The organism is Stenotrophomonas sp. Steno-Z10-HUANG (genome assembly GCF_056393075.1).
In genome coordinates, this window is record NZ_JBWJPA010000003.1 from 62,350 (window position 1) to 76,497 (window position 14,148).

General features: G+C 70.1%; 12 protein-coding genes. 9 read left to right on the forward strand and 3 right to left on the reverse strand.

Annotated features, from left to right (window positions below):
* The first annotated feature begins 204 nt into the window (after positions 1-204).
* Complete coding sequence (gene serA / locus AC06E6_RS05370; RefSeq protein WP_478060528.1) at positions 205-1,446, forward strand: phosphoglycerate dehydrogenase; 1,242 nt, start codon at positions 205-207, stop codon at positions 1,444-1,446.
* Positions 1,447-1,519: 73 nt separating this feature from the next.
* Here serA and AC06E6_RS05375 read toward each other — a convergent pair whose 3' ends face one another.
* Positions 1,520-2,116: an NUDIX hydrolase gene (locus AC06E6_RS05375; protein WP_409475456.1), complete on the reverse strand. Its 597-nt coding sequence runs from the start codon at positions 2,114-2,116 to the stop codon at positions 1,520-1,522.
* A gap of 143 nt (positions 2,117-2,259) precedes the next feature.
* Between AC06E6_RS05375 and AC06E6_RS05380 the strand changes: the two genes are divergently transcribed.
* The 6 genes from AC06E6_RS05380 (at position 2,260) to AC06E6_RS05405 (ending at position 8,320) form a co-directional block, all read left to right on the forward strand.
* Positions 2,260-3,738, forward strand: a complete 1,479-nt coding sequence (locus tag AC06E6_RS05380) for an amino acid permease (RefSeq protein WP_240212040.1) — start codon at positions 2,260-2,262, stop codon at positions 3,736-3,738.
* Positions 3,739-3,802: 64 nt separating this feature from the next.
* Positions 3,803-5,236: an amino acid permease gene (locus tag AC06E6_RS05385; protein WP_104938927.1), complete on the forward strand. Its 1,434-nt coding sequence runs from the start codon at positions 3,803-3,805 to the stop codon at positions 5,234-5,236.
* Positions 5,237-5,423: 187 nt separating this feature from the next.
* Positions 5,424-6,071, forward strand: coding sequence for a methylthioribulose 1-phosphate dehydratase (locus AC06E6_RS05390; protein WP_104938928.1), 648 nt, complete (start codon positions 5,424-5,426; stop codon positions 6,069-6,071).
* An 84-nt stretch (positions 6,072-6,155) separates the two neighbouring features.
* On the forward strand, positions 6,156-6,710 hold the full coding sequence (locus AC06E6_RS05395) for a 1,2-dihydroxy-3-keto-5-methylthiopentene dioxygenase (protein WP_161613748.1): 555 nt from the start codon (positions 6,156-6,158) through the stop codon (positions 6,708-6,710).
* A gap of 229 nt (positions 6,711-6,939) precedes the next feature.
* The gene (mtnC, locus tag AC06E6_RS05400; RefSeq protein ID WP_313248548.1) at positions 6,940-7,638 is read left to right on the forward strand and encodes an acireductone synthase; all 699 of its coding nucleotides are present in this window, start codon (positions 6,940-6,942) and stop codon (positions 7,636-7,638) included.
* Positions 7,639-7,828: 190 nt separating this feature from the next.
* A complete protein-coding gene (locus AC06E6_RS05405; protein ID WP_104938931.1) occupies positions 7,829-8,320 on the forward strand; it encodes an MgtC/SapB family protein in 492 nt (163 codons plus the stop codon).
* Between the two features lie 14 nt (positions 8,321-8,334).
* On the opposite strand, the gene AC06E6_RS05410 is transcribed toward AC06E6_RS05405, so the two are convergent.
* Together AC06E6_RS05410 and AC06E6_RS05415 are read right to left on the reverse strand one after the other, a co-directional pair.
* Positions 8,335-9,501 (reverse strand): metallophosphoesterase, encoded by a 1,167-nt coding sequence (locus AC06E6_RS05410; protein WP_478060532.1) that lies wholly within the window; start codon positions 9,499-9,501, stop codon positions 8,335-8,337.
* Positions 9,502-9,740: 239 nt separating this feature from the next.
* Positions 9,741-11,573, reverse strand: a complete 1,833-nt coding sequence (locus AC06E6_RS05415; protein ID WP_478060534.1) for a DUF885 domain-containing protein — start codon at positions 11,571-11,573, stop codon at positions 9,741-9,743.
* A gap of 202 nt (positions 11,574-11,775) precedes the next feature.
* Here AC06E6_RS05415 and AC06E6_RS05420 point away from each other — a divergent pair, with 202 nt between their 5' ends.
* Positions 11,776-13,047, forward strand: coding sequence for an amino acid permease (locus AC06E6_RS05420; RefSeq protein WP_313231002.1), 1,272 nt, complete (start codon positions 11,776-11,778; stop codon positions 13,045-13,047).
* 103 nt (positions 13,048-13,150) lie between these two features.
* Positions 13,151-14,128, forward strand: coding sequence for a C13 family peptidase (locus AC06E6_RS05425; RefSeq protein WP_478060536.1), 978 nt, complete (start codon positions 13,151-13,153; stop codon positions 14,126-14,128).
* The last annotated feature ends 20 nt before the right edge of the window (positions 14,129-14,148 follow it).

The window sequence follows — 14,148 nt, forward strand, 5'->3', positions numbered from 1 at the left end:
GCGTTGTTTCGAAGGCGTGAAAGCCGGCAAGCGTGCCAGCCCCGCCGCGGCGCGTCCAGTCACCCGCGCAGCGCCGAAGACGGCCGCGGTAAATTCAGATGAAACCTTTTGTGTTCAAGGTGTTGCCGCATGGCGCAGCGCACCAAAAGCCGGGCCGGTTCTGGCATAGTGAACGGCCCATCCCCTCCACCCGCCGTGGCCGCCATGTCGCCCAAGAAGACCTCGTTCCCGAAGCAGGACATCCGCGTTTTGTTGCTGGAGGGGGTCAGCCAGACCGCCGTGGATACCTTCAAGGCGGCCGGCTATTCGCAGATCGAGTACCACACCAAATCGCTGCCCGACGACGAGCTGAAGGCGCGCATCGCCGAGGCCCACATCATCGGCATCCGCTCGCGCACGCAGCTGGACGCCGAGGTGCTGGCGCATGCCAAGCGCCTGATCGCGGTGGGCTGCTTCTGCATCGGCACCAACCAGGTGGACCTGGAGGCGGCCGAACTGGCCGGCATCCCGGTGTTCAACGCGCCCTACTCCAACACCCGCTCGGTGGCCGAACTGGTGATCGCCGAGGCGATCATGCTGACCCGCGGAGTGCCGCAGAAGAACGCCGAGTGCCACCGCGGCGGCTGGTCCAAGTCGGCCGACGGCAGCCACGAGGTGCGCGGCAAGACCCTGGGCATCATCGGCTACGGCCACATCGGCACCCAGGTCGGGGTGCTGGCCGAAGCGCTGGGCATGCAGGTGATCTTCCACGACATCGAGACCAAGCTGTCGCTGGGCAACGCACAGCCGGCCGCCAGCCTGGACGACCTGCTCGCCCGCGCCGACGTCGTCACCCTGCACGTGCCGGAAACCGCCGCCACGCAGTGGATGATCGGTTCACCGCAGCTGGCGAAGATGAAGCGTGGCGCGCACCTGATCAACGCCGCGCGCGGCACCGTGGTGGTGATCGAGGCGCTCGACGCGGCCCTGCGCTCGGGGCACATCGGCGGCGCCGCGGTGGACGTGTTCCCGGTCGAGCCCAAGGGCAACGGCGACCGTTTCGAGTCGCCGCTGGCCGCGCACGACAACGTGATCCTGACCCCGCACGTGGGCGGCAGCACGCTGGAGGCGCAGGACAACATCGGCGTCGAGGTGGCGGCCAAGCTGGTGCGCTACAGCGACAACGGCAGCACCCTGTCGGCGGTCAACTTCCCCGAAGTGACCCTGCCCGAGCACGAACAGAGCCTGCGCCTGCTGCACATCCACCGCAACGTGCCCGGCGTGCTGTCGCGGCTCAACGAGGTGTTCTCGCGCCACAACCTCAACATCGACGGCCAGTTCCTGCGCACCAACCCGAAACTGGGCTACGTGGTGGTGGACATCAGCGCCACCGTGGAACAGGCCAACGCGATCCGCGACGAACTGGCCGCGATCGACGGCACGCTGCGTACCCGCATCCTGTACTGAGCGCGGCGCCGACCCGCGGGCGCGATCCCGCCGCGCGCCCCGGCAAGCACCGCCGGGACCGCGGCGCGCGGCCTCAGTGCGCGTGCGCCAGCCAGCGCAGCGCCATGCGCCGCAGCGAGGCGTCGGCCTGCGCATCGGCGGCGATGGCATCGATCGCGCGCCATGCCAGGTCCAGCGACTCCGCGCTGACCAGGAAGCGCTCGTCGGTGCCGGCGCGCACCACGTAGCGCACGTCGTAGTGCCAGTGGCCGGGCACGTCGCCGCGCCCGGGAATCCAGTGCCGGTCAAGATCGAACGGCACCGGCGCCTGCAGCGACAACCCGGGCAGGCCCGATTCCTCCTGCGCCTCGCGCAGCGCCACCGCGGCCAGGTCGCGGTCGCCGTCGGCATGCCCGCCCAGCTGCAGCCAGCGCCCCAGCTTGCGGTGATGGGTCAGCAGCACCCGCTGGCCATCGGCGCTGACCAGCCAGGCGCTGCCGGTGAAGTGGCCGGCAAGGCGCGAGCGCTGGAACGGGTCGGCGCCCTGCGCGTCGAGCAGGTCCAGGAATTCCGCCGCCACCTGCGCATGCTCCGGCACCCGCCGCGCGTAGTCCTGCAACGTGTCGCGCAGGCGTCCCTCGTGTTCGTACATGACTGCAGGCACATCCCATCGATCCGACCAGGCGGCCATTATCACCGGCCATGCTGCACCTGCGCTTGTCGGTTTGGCCGGGCTTTGGCAAGGTAGGCCGTTGCCGGCGGTTCAGCTTGCCACACCCCATGCGCATTGCCGGTGGATGCGCGGAAACACCACCAGGTCTGGAAAAACAGCGAATGCTCAAAACACTGTTGAGGGTCAAACCGGTCGAGCCGGCCGCACACGTGGACGCCGGCGAACCGGTCGAAGGCAGCCTGCAGGGCGAAGCCACGCTCAAGCGCACCCTCACAGCCAGGCACCTGATTCTGTTGGGCATGGGCGCGGTGATCGGCGCCGGCATCTTCGTCATCACCGGCCAGGCCGCGGCCCACCACGCCGGCCCCGCGATCATGCTGTCGTTCGTGCTCGCCGGCCTGGCCTGCGCCTTCGCCGGCCTGTGCTACGCCGAGTTCGCGGCGATGATGCCGGTTTCCGGCAGCGCCTATTCGTATTCCTACGCCACCCTGGGCGAAGGCATGGCCTGGTTCATCGGCTGGTGCCTGGTACTGGAGTACCTGTTCGCCTCCTCCTCGGTGGCGGTGGGCTGGTCGGCCTACCTGCTCAGTTTCCTCACCAGCACCCTGCACCTGCCCTTCCCCGACGCGCTGACCGCCGCGCCGATCGCCTGGGAGAACGGCCAGTTCGTCGCCTCCGGCAAACTGCTCAACCTGCCGGCGGTGCTGATCATCGCGGTGATCTCCGGGCTGCTGTATGTCGGCGTCACCCAGTCCACCTTCGTCAACGCGGTGATCGTCGCGATCAAGGTCGCGGTGATCTGCCTGTTCGTCGGCTTCGGCGCGATGTACGTCAACCCGGAGAACTGGACGCCCTTCATCCCGGACAACACCACCGGCGTGTTCGGCGAGTTCGGCTGGAGCGGCGTGTTCCGCGCCGCGTCCATTGTGTTCTTCGCCTACATCGGTTTCGACGCGGTCTCCACCGCCGCCGGCGAAACCAAGGACCCGCAGCGGAACATGCCGATCGGCCTGCTCGGCTCGCTGGCCGTGTGCACCATCATCTACATCGTGGTCTGCGCGGTGATGACCGGCCTCATGCACTACACCCAGCTCGGCACCGACAAGCCGGTGGCCACCGCGCTGGAGGCCTATGCCAACCTGGCGTGGCTCAAGACCTGGGTGGAGATCGGCGCCATCGCCGGCCTGTCCTCGGTGGTGCTGGTGATGATGATGGGCCAGACCCGCATCGCCTACACCATTTCCCGCGACGGCCTGCTGCCGCAGGTGTTCGGCCGGGTGCACCCGAAGTTCCGCACGCCGCACCTGAGCACCGTGATCGTCGGCGCGCTGGCCGCCACCCTGGCCGGACTGGTGCCGCTCAACGTGCTGGGCGAACTGGTAGCCATGGGCACCCTGCTGGCATTCGCCACGGTCTGCATTGGCGTGCTGATCCTGCGCCGCACCCGCCCGGAGATGCCGCGCGCGTTCCGGGTGCCGGCGGTATGGCTGGTCGCGCCGCTGGGCGCGCTGATCTGCCTGGGCCTGTTCGCGATGGCCTTCGCCGCCCATTGGCTGGTGTTCGTGCTGTGGAACGTATTGGGCGTGGCCATCTACCTGGGCTACGGCATGCGCCACAGCAAACTGAACCGGAACGCCTGATTCCCTTCCTTCCGGCCGGCCACGCGCCGGCCGTTCCCGTACGCACGACGAGCGAACACGCACCATGTTCAAGCAACTGTGGGCCACCAAACATCCGCACGCCGCCCATGAAGAGGCCAACGGCCTGAGCCTGCGCCGCACCCTGGGCCCCTGGGGGCTGACCGCGCTGGGCATCGGCGCGGTCATCGGCGGCGGCATCTTCGTCATCACCGGCCAGGCCGCGGCCAATCACGCCGGCCCGGCAATCATGCTGTCGTTCGTGCTGGCGGCGGTGTGCTGCGCGTTCTGCGCGATGGCCTACGCCGAGTTCGCCTCGATGGTGCCGGTGTCCGGCAGCGCCTACACCTACACCTACGCCACTTTCGGCGAACTGTCGGCGTGGTTCATCGGCTGGATGCTGGTACTCGAGTACGGCGTCTCCGCCTCGGCGGTGGCGGTGAGCTGGACCGGTTACTTCCTCAGCCTGCTCAGCCATTTCGACATCTACCTGCCGGCGGCGCTGGTCAATGCGCCGCTGGACGCCCAGCTGCGCCCGACCGGGGCCATCGCCAACATTCCGGCCGCGGTGCTGGTGCTGCTGCTGACCTGGCTGTGTTACGTGGGCATCAGCAAGTCCTCGGCGATGAACATGGCCATGGTGATCCTCAAGACCGGCCTGATCCTGCTGGTCATCGTCGCCGGCTGGAAGTACGTGGACCCGGCCAACTGGACCCCGTTCATCCCGGCCAACGAAGGCCCGGGCAAGTACGGCTTCGACGGCGTGCTGCGCGGCGCGGCGATGGTGTTCTTCGCCTACATCGGCTTCGAGGCGGTCTCGGTGGCCGCGCAGGAATCGCACCGCCCGCAGCGCGACCTGCCGATCGGCATGCTGCTGTCGCTGGTGATCTGCACCGTGCTGTACATCGCCATGGCCGCGGTGATGACCGGCCTGGTCCCGTACAAGCTGCTCGGCACCGCCGAACCGGTGGTGACCGCGGTGGCCGCGCATCCGCAGCTGGACTGGCTGCGCATCATCGTCGAGGTCGGGGCCCTGATCGGCCTGTCCTCGGTGGTGCTGGTGATGGTGATCGGCCAGCCGCGCATCTTCATGATCATGGGCCGCGACGGCCTGCTGCCGCCGGTGTTCACCAAGATCCACCCCAAGTACCGCACCCCGCACATCAACACGGTGATCACCGGCATCGGCATCGCCCTGCTCGCCGCGCTGTTCCCGCTGGACATCCTCGGCGAACTGACCTCGATGGGCACCCTGATCGCCTTCGCCGCGGTCTGCGCCGGCGTGCTGGTCCTGCGCCGCACCCAGCCGGACCTGCCGCGCCCGTTCCGCATCCCGATGGCCTGGCTGATCTGCAGCGCCGGCGTGCTCAGCTGCATCGCCCTGCTGACCGCGATGACCCTGCACAACTGGATGCTGATGGGGCTGTGGACCGCCACCGGCTTCATCGTCTACTTCGCCTACGGCATGCGCCACAGCAAGCTGCGCGACCGCCGCGGCTGACCGCGCGGCCATGCGCCAGCCTTCCGGGCCCGGGTGGAAACACCCGGGCCTTTTTTCCGCCGCTCGGCACGCGCCGTGCGCAATGGCGCCCGCGATGTGGCCGATCCGGCACGGATGACGCCGCCCGGCCACGGGCCGGGTATCCGGCGGCCCCTACGCGTGCCGCCGGCTGAGTAGAATGCGGGCCATGAACGCCCCCACTGTCCCCTACGACGCCCAGCGGCTGAGCGAACTGGCGCAGCTGCTGATCGACAACATCCGCGAACTGGCCCGGGCCGGCTGGACACCCGCCACCAGCAGCAACTTCTCGCACCGGCTGGACGACCGCCATGCAGCCATCACCGTGTCCGGCAAGGACAAGGGACGGCTGGTCGAAGCCGACATCATGGTCGTGGACTTCGACGGCAAGGCCGTGGGCCGGCCGCTGCGCCCGTCGGCCGAAACCCTGCTGCATACCCAGCTCTACGCGCGCTTCCCGGAAGTGAACTGCGTGCTGCACACGCATTCGCCGGTGCAGACCATCGCCTCGCGCCTGTACGGCGGCGACGGCCACGTGCGCCTGGAAGGCTACGAGCTGCTCAAGGCGCTGCACGGCAATTCCACCCACGAGACCGCGGTGGACCTGAAGGTGTTCGCCAACACCCAGGACATGGACGTGCTCGCCGCGCAGGTGGAGGCCGAACTCGACAAGGGCCCGATGTGGGGCTACCTGATCGACGGCCACGGCCTGTATGCCTGGGGCCGCGACATGGCCGAAGCGCGCCGCCACCTGGAAGCGTTCGAGTTCCTGCTCCACTGCGAACTGGAACTGCGCCGGCTGCGCGCCGGCGGCTGAATCCACGCACCGCGGGCCACGCGGGCGCCGATGGCGCCGGGTGCCCTGCTACCCTTCCCGTCCCCCACGCCTCGAGCCGCCGCCATGAGCCGACTGCGCATCTTCAACGACACCGATCCCGCCACCGTGCTGCTGGACAGCCGCGACGGCGGGGTCATCCGCGCCGAACTGGAGAAGATCGGCGTCACCTTCGAGCGCTGGCAGGCGAAACACCCGGTCGCGCCGGGCGCCAGCCAGGAAGAAGTGTTCGCCGCCTACCGCGAGGACATCGACCGCCTGGTCGCCACCCACGGCTTCAAGAGCGTGGACGTGGCCTCGATCGCGCCGGACAACCCGGACCGCGAGCAGATCCGGCTCAAGTTCCTCGACGAGCACTACCACAAGGAGGACGAAGTGCGTTTCTTCGTCGCCGGCTCGGGCCTGTTCACCCTGCACGTGGGCGACAAGGTCTACGAAGTGGAATGCGTCAAGGACGACCTGATCTCGGTGCCCGACGGCACCACCCACTGGTTCGACATGGGGCCCGAGCCGAGCTTCGTGGCGATCCGCTTCTTCACCGCGCCCGATGGCTGGGTCGGCCACTTCACCGGCACCGACATCGCCCGGCAGTTCCCGCGCTACCAGCCCGACGCGGGGTGATGCTTAGAGCCCCGCTCCCTTCGGGGTGGCAGGGGCCGTGGCACATGCAGCAAACCCGTGCGCCGTTCCCGCGGCGCCTGCCTGCCAGCCCCACTGCGCCGTACCCCTCCCGCCCTTCGGGCACCTGCACCCGGCACCTCCCCGTGCCCCACCCACCCGGCGGCTTCAGCGCACAGCGTGGCGGTCCTGCCAAACTGTCGCCCGCAAGCAAAGGAACTGGACTCCCCGCATGACCACCCGCGCCATCCTCACCGACATCGAAGGCACCACCTCGAGCATCTCCTTCGTCAAGGACGTGCTGTTCCCCTATGCCCGTGCCGCCCTGCCCGGCTTCGTCCGCGCGCACGGGCAGCAACCCGAGGTTCGCCGCTGGCTCGACGCGGTCGCCACCGAGATCGCCGCCAGCGCCTGCCAGGACGAGGTCATCGTCGAGGCCCTGCAGGGCTGGATCGACCAGGACCGCAAACACACCGCGCTCAAGGCGCTGCAGGGCATGATCTGGGAGGCCGGCTACCGCAACGGCGACTACACCGCGCACCTGTACCCGGAGGTGGCCGCGGTGCTGCGCGGCTGGCATGCCGCCGGCATCCCGCTGTACGTGTACTCCTCCGGTTCGGTGCCGGCGCAGAAGCTGTTCTTCGGTTACAGCGACGCCGGCGACCTCAGCGGCCTGTTCTCGGGCCACTTCGACACCCAGACCGGTGGCAAGCGCGAGGCCGGCAGCTATGCGCGCATCGCCGCGGCCATCGGCGTGGCGGCGCATGACATCCTGTTCCTGTCGGACATCGTCGAGGAACTGGACGCGGCACGCGAGGCCGGGCTGCGCACGGTGCTGCTGGACCGCCGCGACGACTACCCGATGCCACGCACCGGCGACGCCACGCACGGCCATGCCCGGGTGGAGACGTTCGAACAGATCGTGCCCTGAGCGCCCCGCGCATCCGGCATGCATGACCCCGGCGGCCCCCTGCGGGCCGTCTTCATTGGCGCGCCGCGGCGACCGGCTGGCCCGGCCCGCCCGCATCGACGCGGCCATCACCCCGGCTGCATTGGCGCGATGCTAGCGTGCGCCGGCATCGCGTGCATCGACACGCACCCCCCCGTGCCGGAACCCTACGATGAGCATCACCACACAGGTCGGCCAGGCGCTGGCCGCCGAATTCGCCATACCCGACGTCGCTACCCTGACCGTCGTCGCCACCCGCCTGCTCACCGCCATCGTGCTCGGCGGGGCGCTGGGACTGGAGCGCGAAAGCAAGGGCCGTGCGGCCGGGCTGAAGACCCACATCCTGGTGTCGGTGGGCTCGGCGCTGTTCGTGCTGGCGCCGCTGCAGATGGGCATCAGCGGCGCCGACGTCACCCGGGTCATGCAGGGCATCGTCTCGGGCATCGGCTTCCTGGGTGCCGGCGCCATCCTCAAGCAGGACCGCGAGGAACGGGTGCAGGGCCTGACCACCGCGGCTGGCATCTGGATGACGGCCGCGATCGGCATGGCCGCGGGCATGGGCATGCAGATGGTGGCGCTGGCCACCACCGTGGCCGCGCTGGCGGTGGTCAGCGCGCTGCCGCGGCTGATGCCCGAACGGCGGAGCATGGCCGCCGACGACTGAGCCTGCGGACGCCCTCAACGGGCGCGGGCGGGCGCAGCCTTCAGTACCAGCAGGTCGATGCTGGAGGGAACGCCCAGGCGCACGCCGAAGCCGTCCCATTGCCCGGCACCACTGCTGACGAACAGGGTCATCGGCCCGACCCGGTAGTCGCCGCGGACGAAGCCGTGGTTGGCCGGCGCCACCACCCAGCGGTCGAACCCCAGCATGTGGCCGCCGTGGGTATGGCCGGATACCTGCAGGTCGAACGCGCCGGTGGCCGCGGCCGCACGCGCCTGCTTCGGCTGGTGGGCGAGCAGGATGTGCGCGTCGGCCCCCTTGCCGGCGGCGATCACCGCCGGCAGGTCGGGCGCGAGCCCGCCACGCATGTAGGCACTGGGACGCAGCGCGGCCAGGTCGCCCACGCCGGACACCGCCAGCGTGCGGCCGTGGATGTAGAGCCGCGCGGTCTGGTTCTCCAGCACGCCCAGGCCCATGCCGCGGAAGTGCGCCATCCAGCGCCGGTAGCCGTGGTAGTACTCGTGGTTGCCCGGCGCCACCCATACGCCGTATGGCGCGGCCAGTCCGGCCAGCGGGGCGACGAACGCCGCCGTGTCCCCGACCTCGCCGTCGACCATGTCGCCGGGCAGCACGATCAGGTCGGGGCGCGCGGCCATTACCGCATCGACCACCTTCCGCGTGCGCCAGGCGCGCTTGACCGGGCTGGCGTGCAGGTCGGCGATCACCGCCATGCGCAGGCCATCGAGTTCCTGTGGCAGGCCCGGCACAACCAGCGCACGCTCATGCACCGCTGGTGGCTTCAGGCCATTGACGATGCCGAGCGTGGCCAGCAGCACGATCACCGCGGCGGCCAGCTGGTTGCCGCGCACGCCGTGCCATGCGGTGGCCAGCGTCGAAGTGCGCGGCGCCCGTCGCGACAGCAGCCAGCCCAGCTCGCGCAACGGCAGGAACACCAGCAGCATCACGAACATCGCCAGCACCCAGCCGAACACCAGCTGGATCCAGGCTTCGGCCGCGTACGCCAGGACATCCATGCGCCACAGCGCGGCCAGGGCCACGCCCAGCAGGGCAAGCGCCACGCTGGTGCCAAGGTGCCAGCGGCGCTGCCGCCGGTCCGGGAACGGCACGGGCCACCACAACCACAGGGCAAGCAGCGGCAGGAGCAACGATACGATCAGGGTCATCGGCGGGGGAGCAGCCGGGCCGGCGCGGACGCGGCCGTCCGGCAGCCGGAAAGACGTTCAAGGGAGGGGAGGAATGATGCGGCAGGCGCCCGCCGTGCGGCGAGTGCGCCGGTTGCACCAGTGCGTTCCCGCGGCGCAGCGGCAGCGGGGTGGCGCCGGCCGGTGCCGGCACGGCAGCAAGCTCCGGTACCGGGCGACGACGGCGGCCACGTGGCCGCCGCGTCGGTGCCCGGCGCCGCTCAGCCGCCCTGGGCGGCGATCCAGCCGTCGACCTTCTCTTCCAGCACGTCCAGCGGCACCGAACCGTCCTTCAGCACCTCGGCATGGAACTGGCGGATGTCGAACTTGCCGCCGAGCTTCTGTTCGGCACGCCGCCGCAGCTCCTGGATCTTCAGCTCGCCGGTCTTGTAGGCCAGCGCCTGGCCCGGCCATGCGATGTAGCGCTCGGCCTCGGCCACCGCATCGGGCTCGCTCACCGAGGAATTGGCGAACATGTAATCCAGCACCTGCTGGCGGCTCCAGCCCTTGGCGTGCAGGCCGGTGTCCACCACCAGCCGCACCGCGCGCCACAGCTCGCCCTGCAGGCGGCCGAAATAGCTGTACGGGTCGGTGTACACGCCCAGGTCCTTGCCCAGGCTCTCGGCGTACAGGCCCCAGCCTTCGATGAAGGCGGTTTCGCCGCCGAAGCGGCGGAACGCCGGCACGCCCTGCAGTTCCTGCTGCAGCGCCAGCTGGAAGTGGTGGCCCGGAATCGCCTCGTGCAGGAACAGGTCCTCCGCGTCCCAGGTCTTGCGGGTCGGCAGGTCGTAGGTGTTGACGTAGAAGATGCCCGGGCGGCTGCCGTCCTCGCTGGGCTGCATATACTCGCCGCCGGCCGCCGACTTGGCGCGGAACGCCTCGATCGGGCGGATCTCGAAACCGGCCTTCGGCGTCAGCGAGAACAGCTTGGGCACGTTGCCGTTGATCTTGGCTTCCAGCCCGCGGTAATGCTCCAGCAGCGCCGCTTCGGAGCCGAACTCGAACTGCTTGTCGTGCTGCATGAACTTGAAGAAGTCCTGCAGCGAGCCCTTGAAGCCGACCTGCTGCATCACCGTGCGGATCTCGCCGTGGATGCGCTCCACTTCCTTCAGGCCGATCTCGTGGATCTGCTCCGGGGTCTGCGTGGTGGTGGTGCTCTCCCTGGCGTTGAAGGCATACCACGCCTTGCCGTCGGGCAGCGCGTCCAGGCCCACCGTGTCGCGGGTCGCCGGCAGGTACTCGTTGGCGATGAAGTCACGCTGCTTCCTGATCGCCGGCAGCAGCTGCTGCTCGATCAGCGTGCGGTAGGCCGCGGTCAGGCGCTCCTTGTCGGCCTGCGCGAAATCGGCCGGCATCGCCTTGATCGGCCCCCAGAACTGGCTGTCCTCGGCGCCCTTGGCCGCCAGGATCTCGTCGAACTGCGGCACCACCTTTTCCATCAGCACGCGCGGCTGCACCACCCCGGCCTTCATGCCTTCGCGCATGTTGGCGATCTCGGTGTCCAGCAGCACCGGGATGCGCGCGGCGCGCGCCAGCCAGTTGTCGTAGTCCTTCACCGTCTTGAACGGCTGCGCGACCTGGCCCGAACCCAGCATCACCGCGTAGCTCACGGTCGAGCCCATCTGGTTGACCGGCATCATCCAGCCGGGGAACTTCTCCCCTTCCAGCGACTGCTTCTGCTCCTGGACGAAGATGCGGTAGCTGAGCAGGTCCTGCCCGGCCAGCCCGGCATCGCCGATCTTCTCCGCCTTGGCCAGCCATTCGGCGGTGAAGTCGTGGCTCTGCCTGCGGAACTGCGCCGAGCCGAAATCCGGCAGCTGGTCGTTGTAGCGGTTGTCGCCCTGGAAGGTGGCCTGCAGCGGGTTCAGCTTGAGCACGCCCTCCCAGTAATCGGCATAGAGCTGGTTGAGCCGGGCGGCCTTGTCGGCCTGCGCCGCCTCGCCGGCGGCGTCGCCCGCGGCCGGTTGCGTGGAGGGGGAACAGGCAGCCAGCACGGTGGCCAGGGACAGCGAAACGGACAGGGCCAGGGGACGCAGCTTCATGCGGGAATCCATCGGATGCAGGAAGCCACCAGCGTCCACGCAGCACTCCCGCCGGGGAAAGGGCCAAAGGTCATTGCCGCGGCGACCATCGCCGCCGCGCCGGCAACGCGTCATAATCCGCGCCCGTTCCCGCGCCCGTTGCCGCAGGCGCCTCCCCCTTCCGCCCGACCCGGTGCCCCGGTACCCGTGGCCGCGCCCCGTTCCCTGGCTCCTGATGACTACCCCCCACCGCCCGCTGGGCTTCTGGTCCGCCACCGCCTTGGTCGTGGGCAGCATGATCGGCTCCGGCACCTTCCTGCTGCCGGCCACGCTGGCCCCCTACGGCGCCGCCACCCTGGTCGGCTGGGCCATCACCCTGTGCGGTGCGCTGCTGTTGGCGGTCACTTTCGCCCGCCTGGCGCGGCGCTGGCCGCAGACCGGTGGGCCGTATGTGTTCGCGCGCAACGCCTTCGGCGAACTGCCCGGTTTCGTGGTGGCATGGAGCTACTGGATCTCGATGTGGTGTGCCATCGCCGCCATCGCGGTGGCCTTCGCCGGCAGCATCGGTGCCATCTTCCCGTCCCTGACCGCCACCCCGGTGCGCGCGGCCGGCTGCGGCCTGGCCGCGTTGTGGCTGTGCGCCGGCGTCAACCTGGCGGGGCTGCGCGAGGCCGGCCGCCTGCAACTGCTGACCACCGTACTGAAAGTGGTGCCGCTGCTGCTGTTCGGGCTGGTGGCGCTGTGGTTCGTCGATGCGCGCCACTACGTGCCGTTCAATCCCAGCGGTGAATCGCTGGGCAGCGTGGCCGCCGCCACCGTGGCGCTGACGCTGTGGGCGATGATCGGGCTGGAAGCGGCCACCGTGCCGGCCGGATCGGTCGACGATGCGCCGCGGACCGTGGCCCGCGCCACCGTGGCCGGCACCGCGATCGCCGGCATCGCCACGGTGCTGGCCTGCACCACCGTGCTCGGCCTGCTGCCGGCCGACGTGCTGGCCCGCTCCAGCGCACCGATGGCCGACGCCGCGGCGGCATTGTGGGGGCCGGCGGCCGGCGTGCTGCTGGCGGTGGTCATGGCGGTGTCCTGCGTCGGCGCGCTCAACGGCTGGACCCTGCTGGCGGCGCAGTTGCCGTTGGCCGCGGCCCGCGATGGCGTGCTGCCGCGCGCCTTCGCCCGCGAGAACGCGCGCGGCGCCCCGGCGTTCGGCGTCATCGTCAGCTGCGTGCTGGCCAGCGTGCTGGTGATCAGCAACTACAACCGCTCGCTGGTGGACCTGTTCAAATTCTCGGTGCTGCTGTCCACCGCCGCCACCCTGCTGCCCTACCTCGCCGGTGCCGCCGCGTGGCTGTGGCGCGGCGACGGCAGGGGCTCGCGGCTGGCCGCCGCCGGCGCGCTGGCCTTCAGCCTCTACGCGCTTGGCGGCATCGGCACCGAAGCCCTGTTGTGGGGCGCGGGCCTGGTCGTGGCCGGGCTGCCGATCTATTTCGGGTTGCGCCACCGACGCTGAGCCATCGCCGCCGCATCCGCAGCGGCGGCCCTGGCGGCGCTCCTGCTTGCGTCCGGCGCGGCCCCCTGCAACGCTGCCGGCGTCCCACCAGAGCCGATTGCCGATGCCGGAAACACCGCGACCGCCGCGTTCCCGTTCCCTTGCGCTGCGCCGGCTGTGGCTGGCCGGGGTGATGCTGGCCGGCAGCTGGCCGGTGCTGGCGGGTAGCGCCGACCAGCCGCCGTGGGTGCCGACCACGCCGGCACTGGATGCCCCGCAACGCGCCCTGCTCGACGGCCTGCTCGCGCGGCTGCCGCCGCAACGGCCCGGCGTGACTGACCTGTATGTGCTGGGGGTGGCCGGCGACGCCGACGAGGACGTGTTCCGCAACGAAGTGCTTTACCTGCGACAGCTGTCGGCGCGGCGCTGGGACGCCGACGGCCGCATGGTCGCGCTGGTCAACCAGCCGGACACGCTGCCCGGCGAGGCGCCACTGCCGCCGGCGACCTACGAGAGCATCGGCCGCGCACTGGACGGGCTGGGGCAGGTGCTGGACCCACGCGAGGACATGTTGTTCGTGTACCTGAGCAGCCATGGCCTGGACGACAGCAGCTTCTACCTGCACACCGGCCCGGACCAGGAGGACTACCTGACGCCGGAGGACCTGGCGCAGCTGCTGGAAGACGCGGGCATCGGCAATGCGGTGATCGTGGTCTCGGCCTGCTATTCGGGGGGCTTCGTGCCGGTGCTGAAGGCTGCCAACCGCATGCTCGTCACCGCCGCGCGCAGCGACCGCCCGTCCTTCGGCTGCGGCAACACCGACAGCGCCACCTGGTTCGGTCGCGCGTTCCTGGTCGAGGCGCTGAACGCCACCGACGACTTCGCCGCCGCCTTCGGCATGGCCCGCGACAGCGTTCGCCGGCGCGAGAAGCAGGAAGGCGAGCTGCCATCGCATCCCCAGTTCGCCGCCGGCAGGGCGATCGCGCCGGTGCTCGCGCGCTGGCGCGCCGGGCTGCCGGCAAGTGCGCCGGTACCCTACCCGTTCGTGCACGCGCCGTCGGCCGGCGGTGATACGGCGTCGGCCGGCAACAGGTCGCGCTAGACAGCCGGCAAGTGACGCCG

Excerpts from the sequence above, each read along its gene's own strand:
- serA (WP_478060528.1), top strand. The coding sequence starts at position 205 with ATGTCGCCCAAGAAGACCTCGTTCCCGAAGCAGGACATCCGCGTTTTG.
- AC06E6_RS05375 (WP_409475456.1), bottom strand. The coding sequence starts at position 2,116 with ATGGCCGCCTGGTCGGATCGATGGGATGTGCCTGCAGTCATGTACGAA.
- AC06E6_RS05380 (WP_240212040.1), top strand. The coding sequence starts at position 2,260 with ATGCTCAAAACACTGTTGAGGGTCAAACCGGTCGAGCCGGCCGCACAC.
- AC06E6_RS05385 (WP_104938927.1), top strand. The coding sequence starts at position 3,803 with ATGTTCAAGCAACTGTGGGCCACCAAACATCCGCACGCCGCCCATGAA.
- AC06E6_RS05390 (WP_104938928.1), top strand. The coding sequence starts at position 5,424 with ATGAACGCCCCCACTGTCCCCTACGACGCCCAGCGGCTGAGCGAACTG.
- AC06E6_RS05395 (WP_161613748.1), top strand. The coding sequence starts at position 6,156 with ATGAGCCGACTGCGCATCTTCAACGACACCGATCCCGCCACCGTGCTG.
- mtnC (WP_313248548.1), top strand. The coding sequence starts at position 6,940 with ATGACCACCCGCGCCATCCTCACCGACATCGAAGGCACCACCTCGAGC.
- AC06E6_RS05405 (WP_104938931.1), top strand. The coding sequence starts at position 7,829 with ATGAGCATCACCACACAGGTCGGCCAGGCGCTGGCCGCCGAATTCGCC.
- AC06E6_RS05410 (WP_478060532.1), bottom strand. The coding sequence starts at position 9,501 with ATGACCCTGATCGTATCGTTGCTCCTGCCGCTGCTTGCCCTGTGGTTG.
- AC06E6_RS05415 (WP_478060534.1), bottom strand. The coding sequence starts at position 11,573 with ATGGATTCCCGCATGAAGCTGCGTCCCCTGGCCCTGTCCGTTTCGCTG.
- AC06E6_RS05420 (WP_313231002.1), top strand. The coding sequence starts at position 11,776 with ATGACTACCCCCCACCGCCCGCTGGGCTTCTGGTCCGCCACCGCCTTG.
- AC06E6_RS05425 (WP_478060536.1), top strand. The coding sequence starts at position 13,151 with ATGCCGGAAACACCGCGACCGCCGCGTTCCCGTTCCCTTGCGCTGCGC.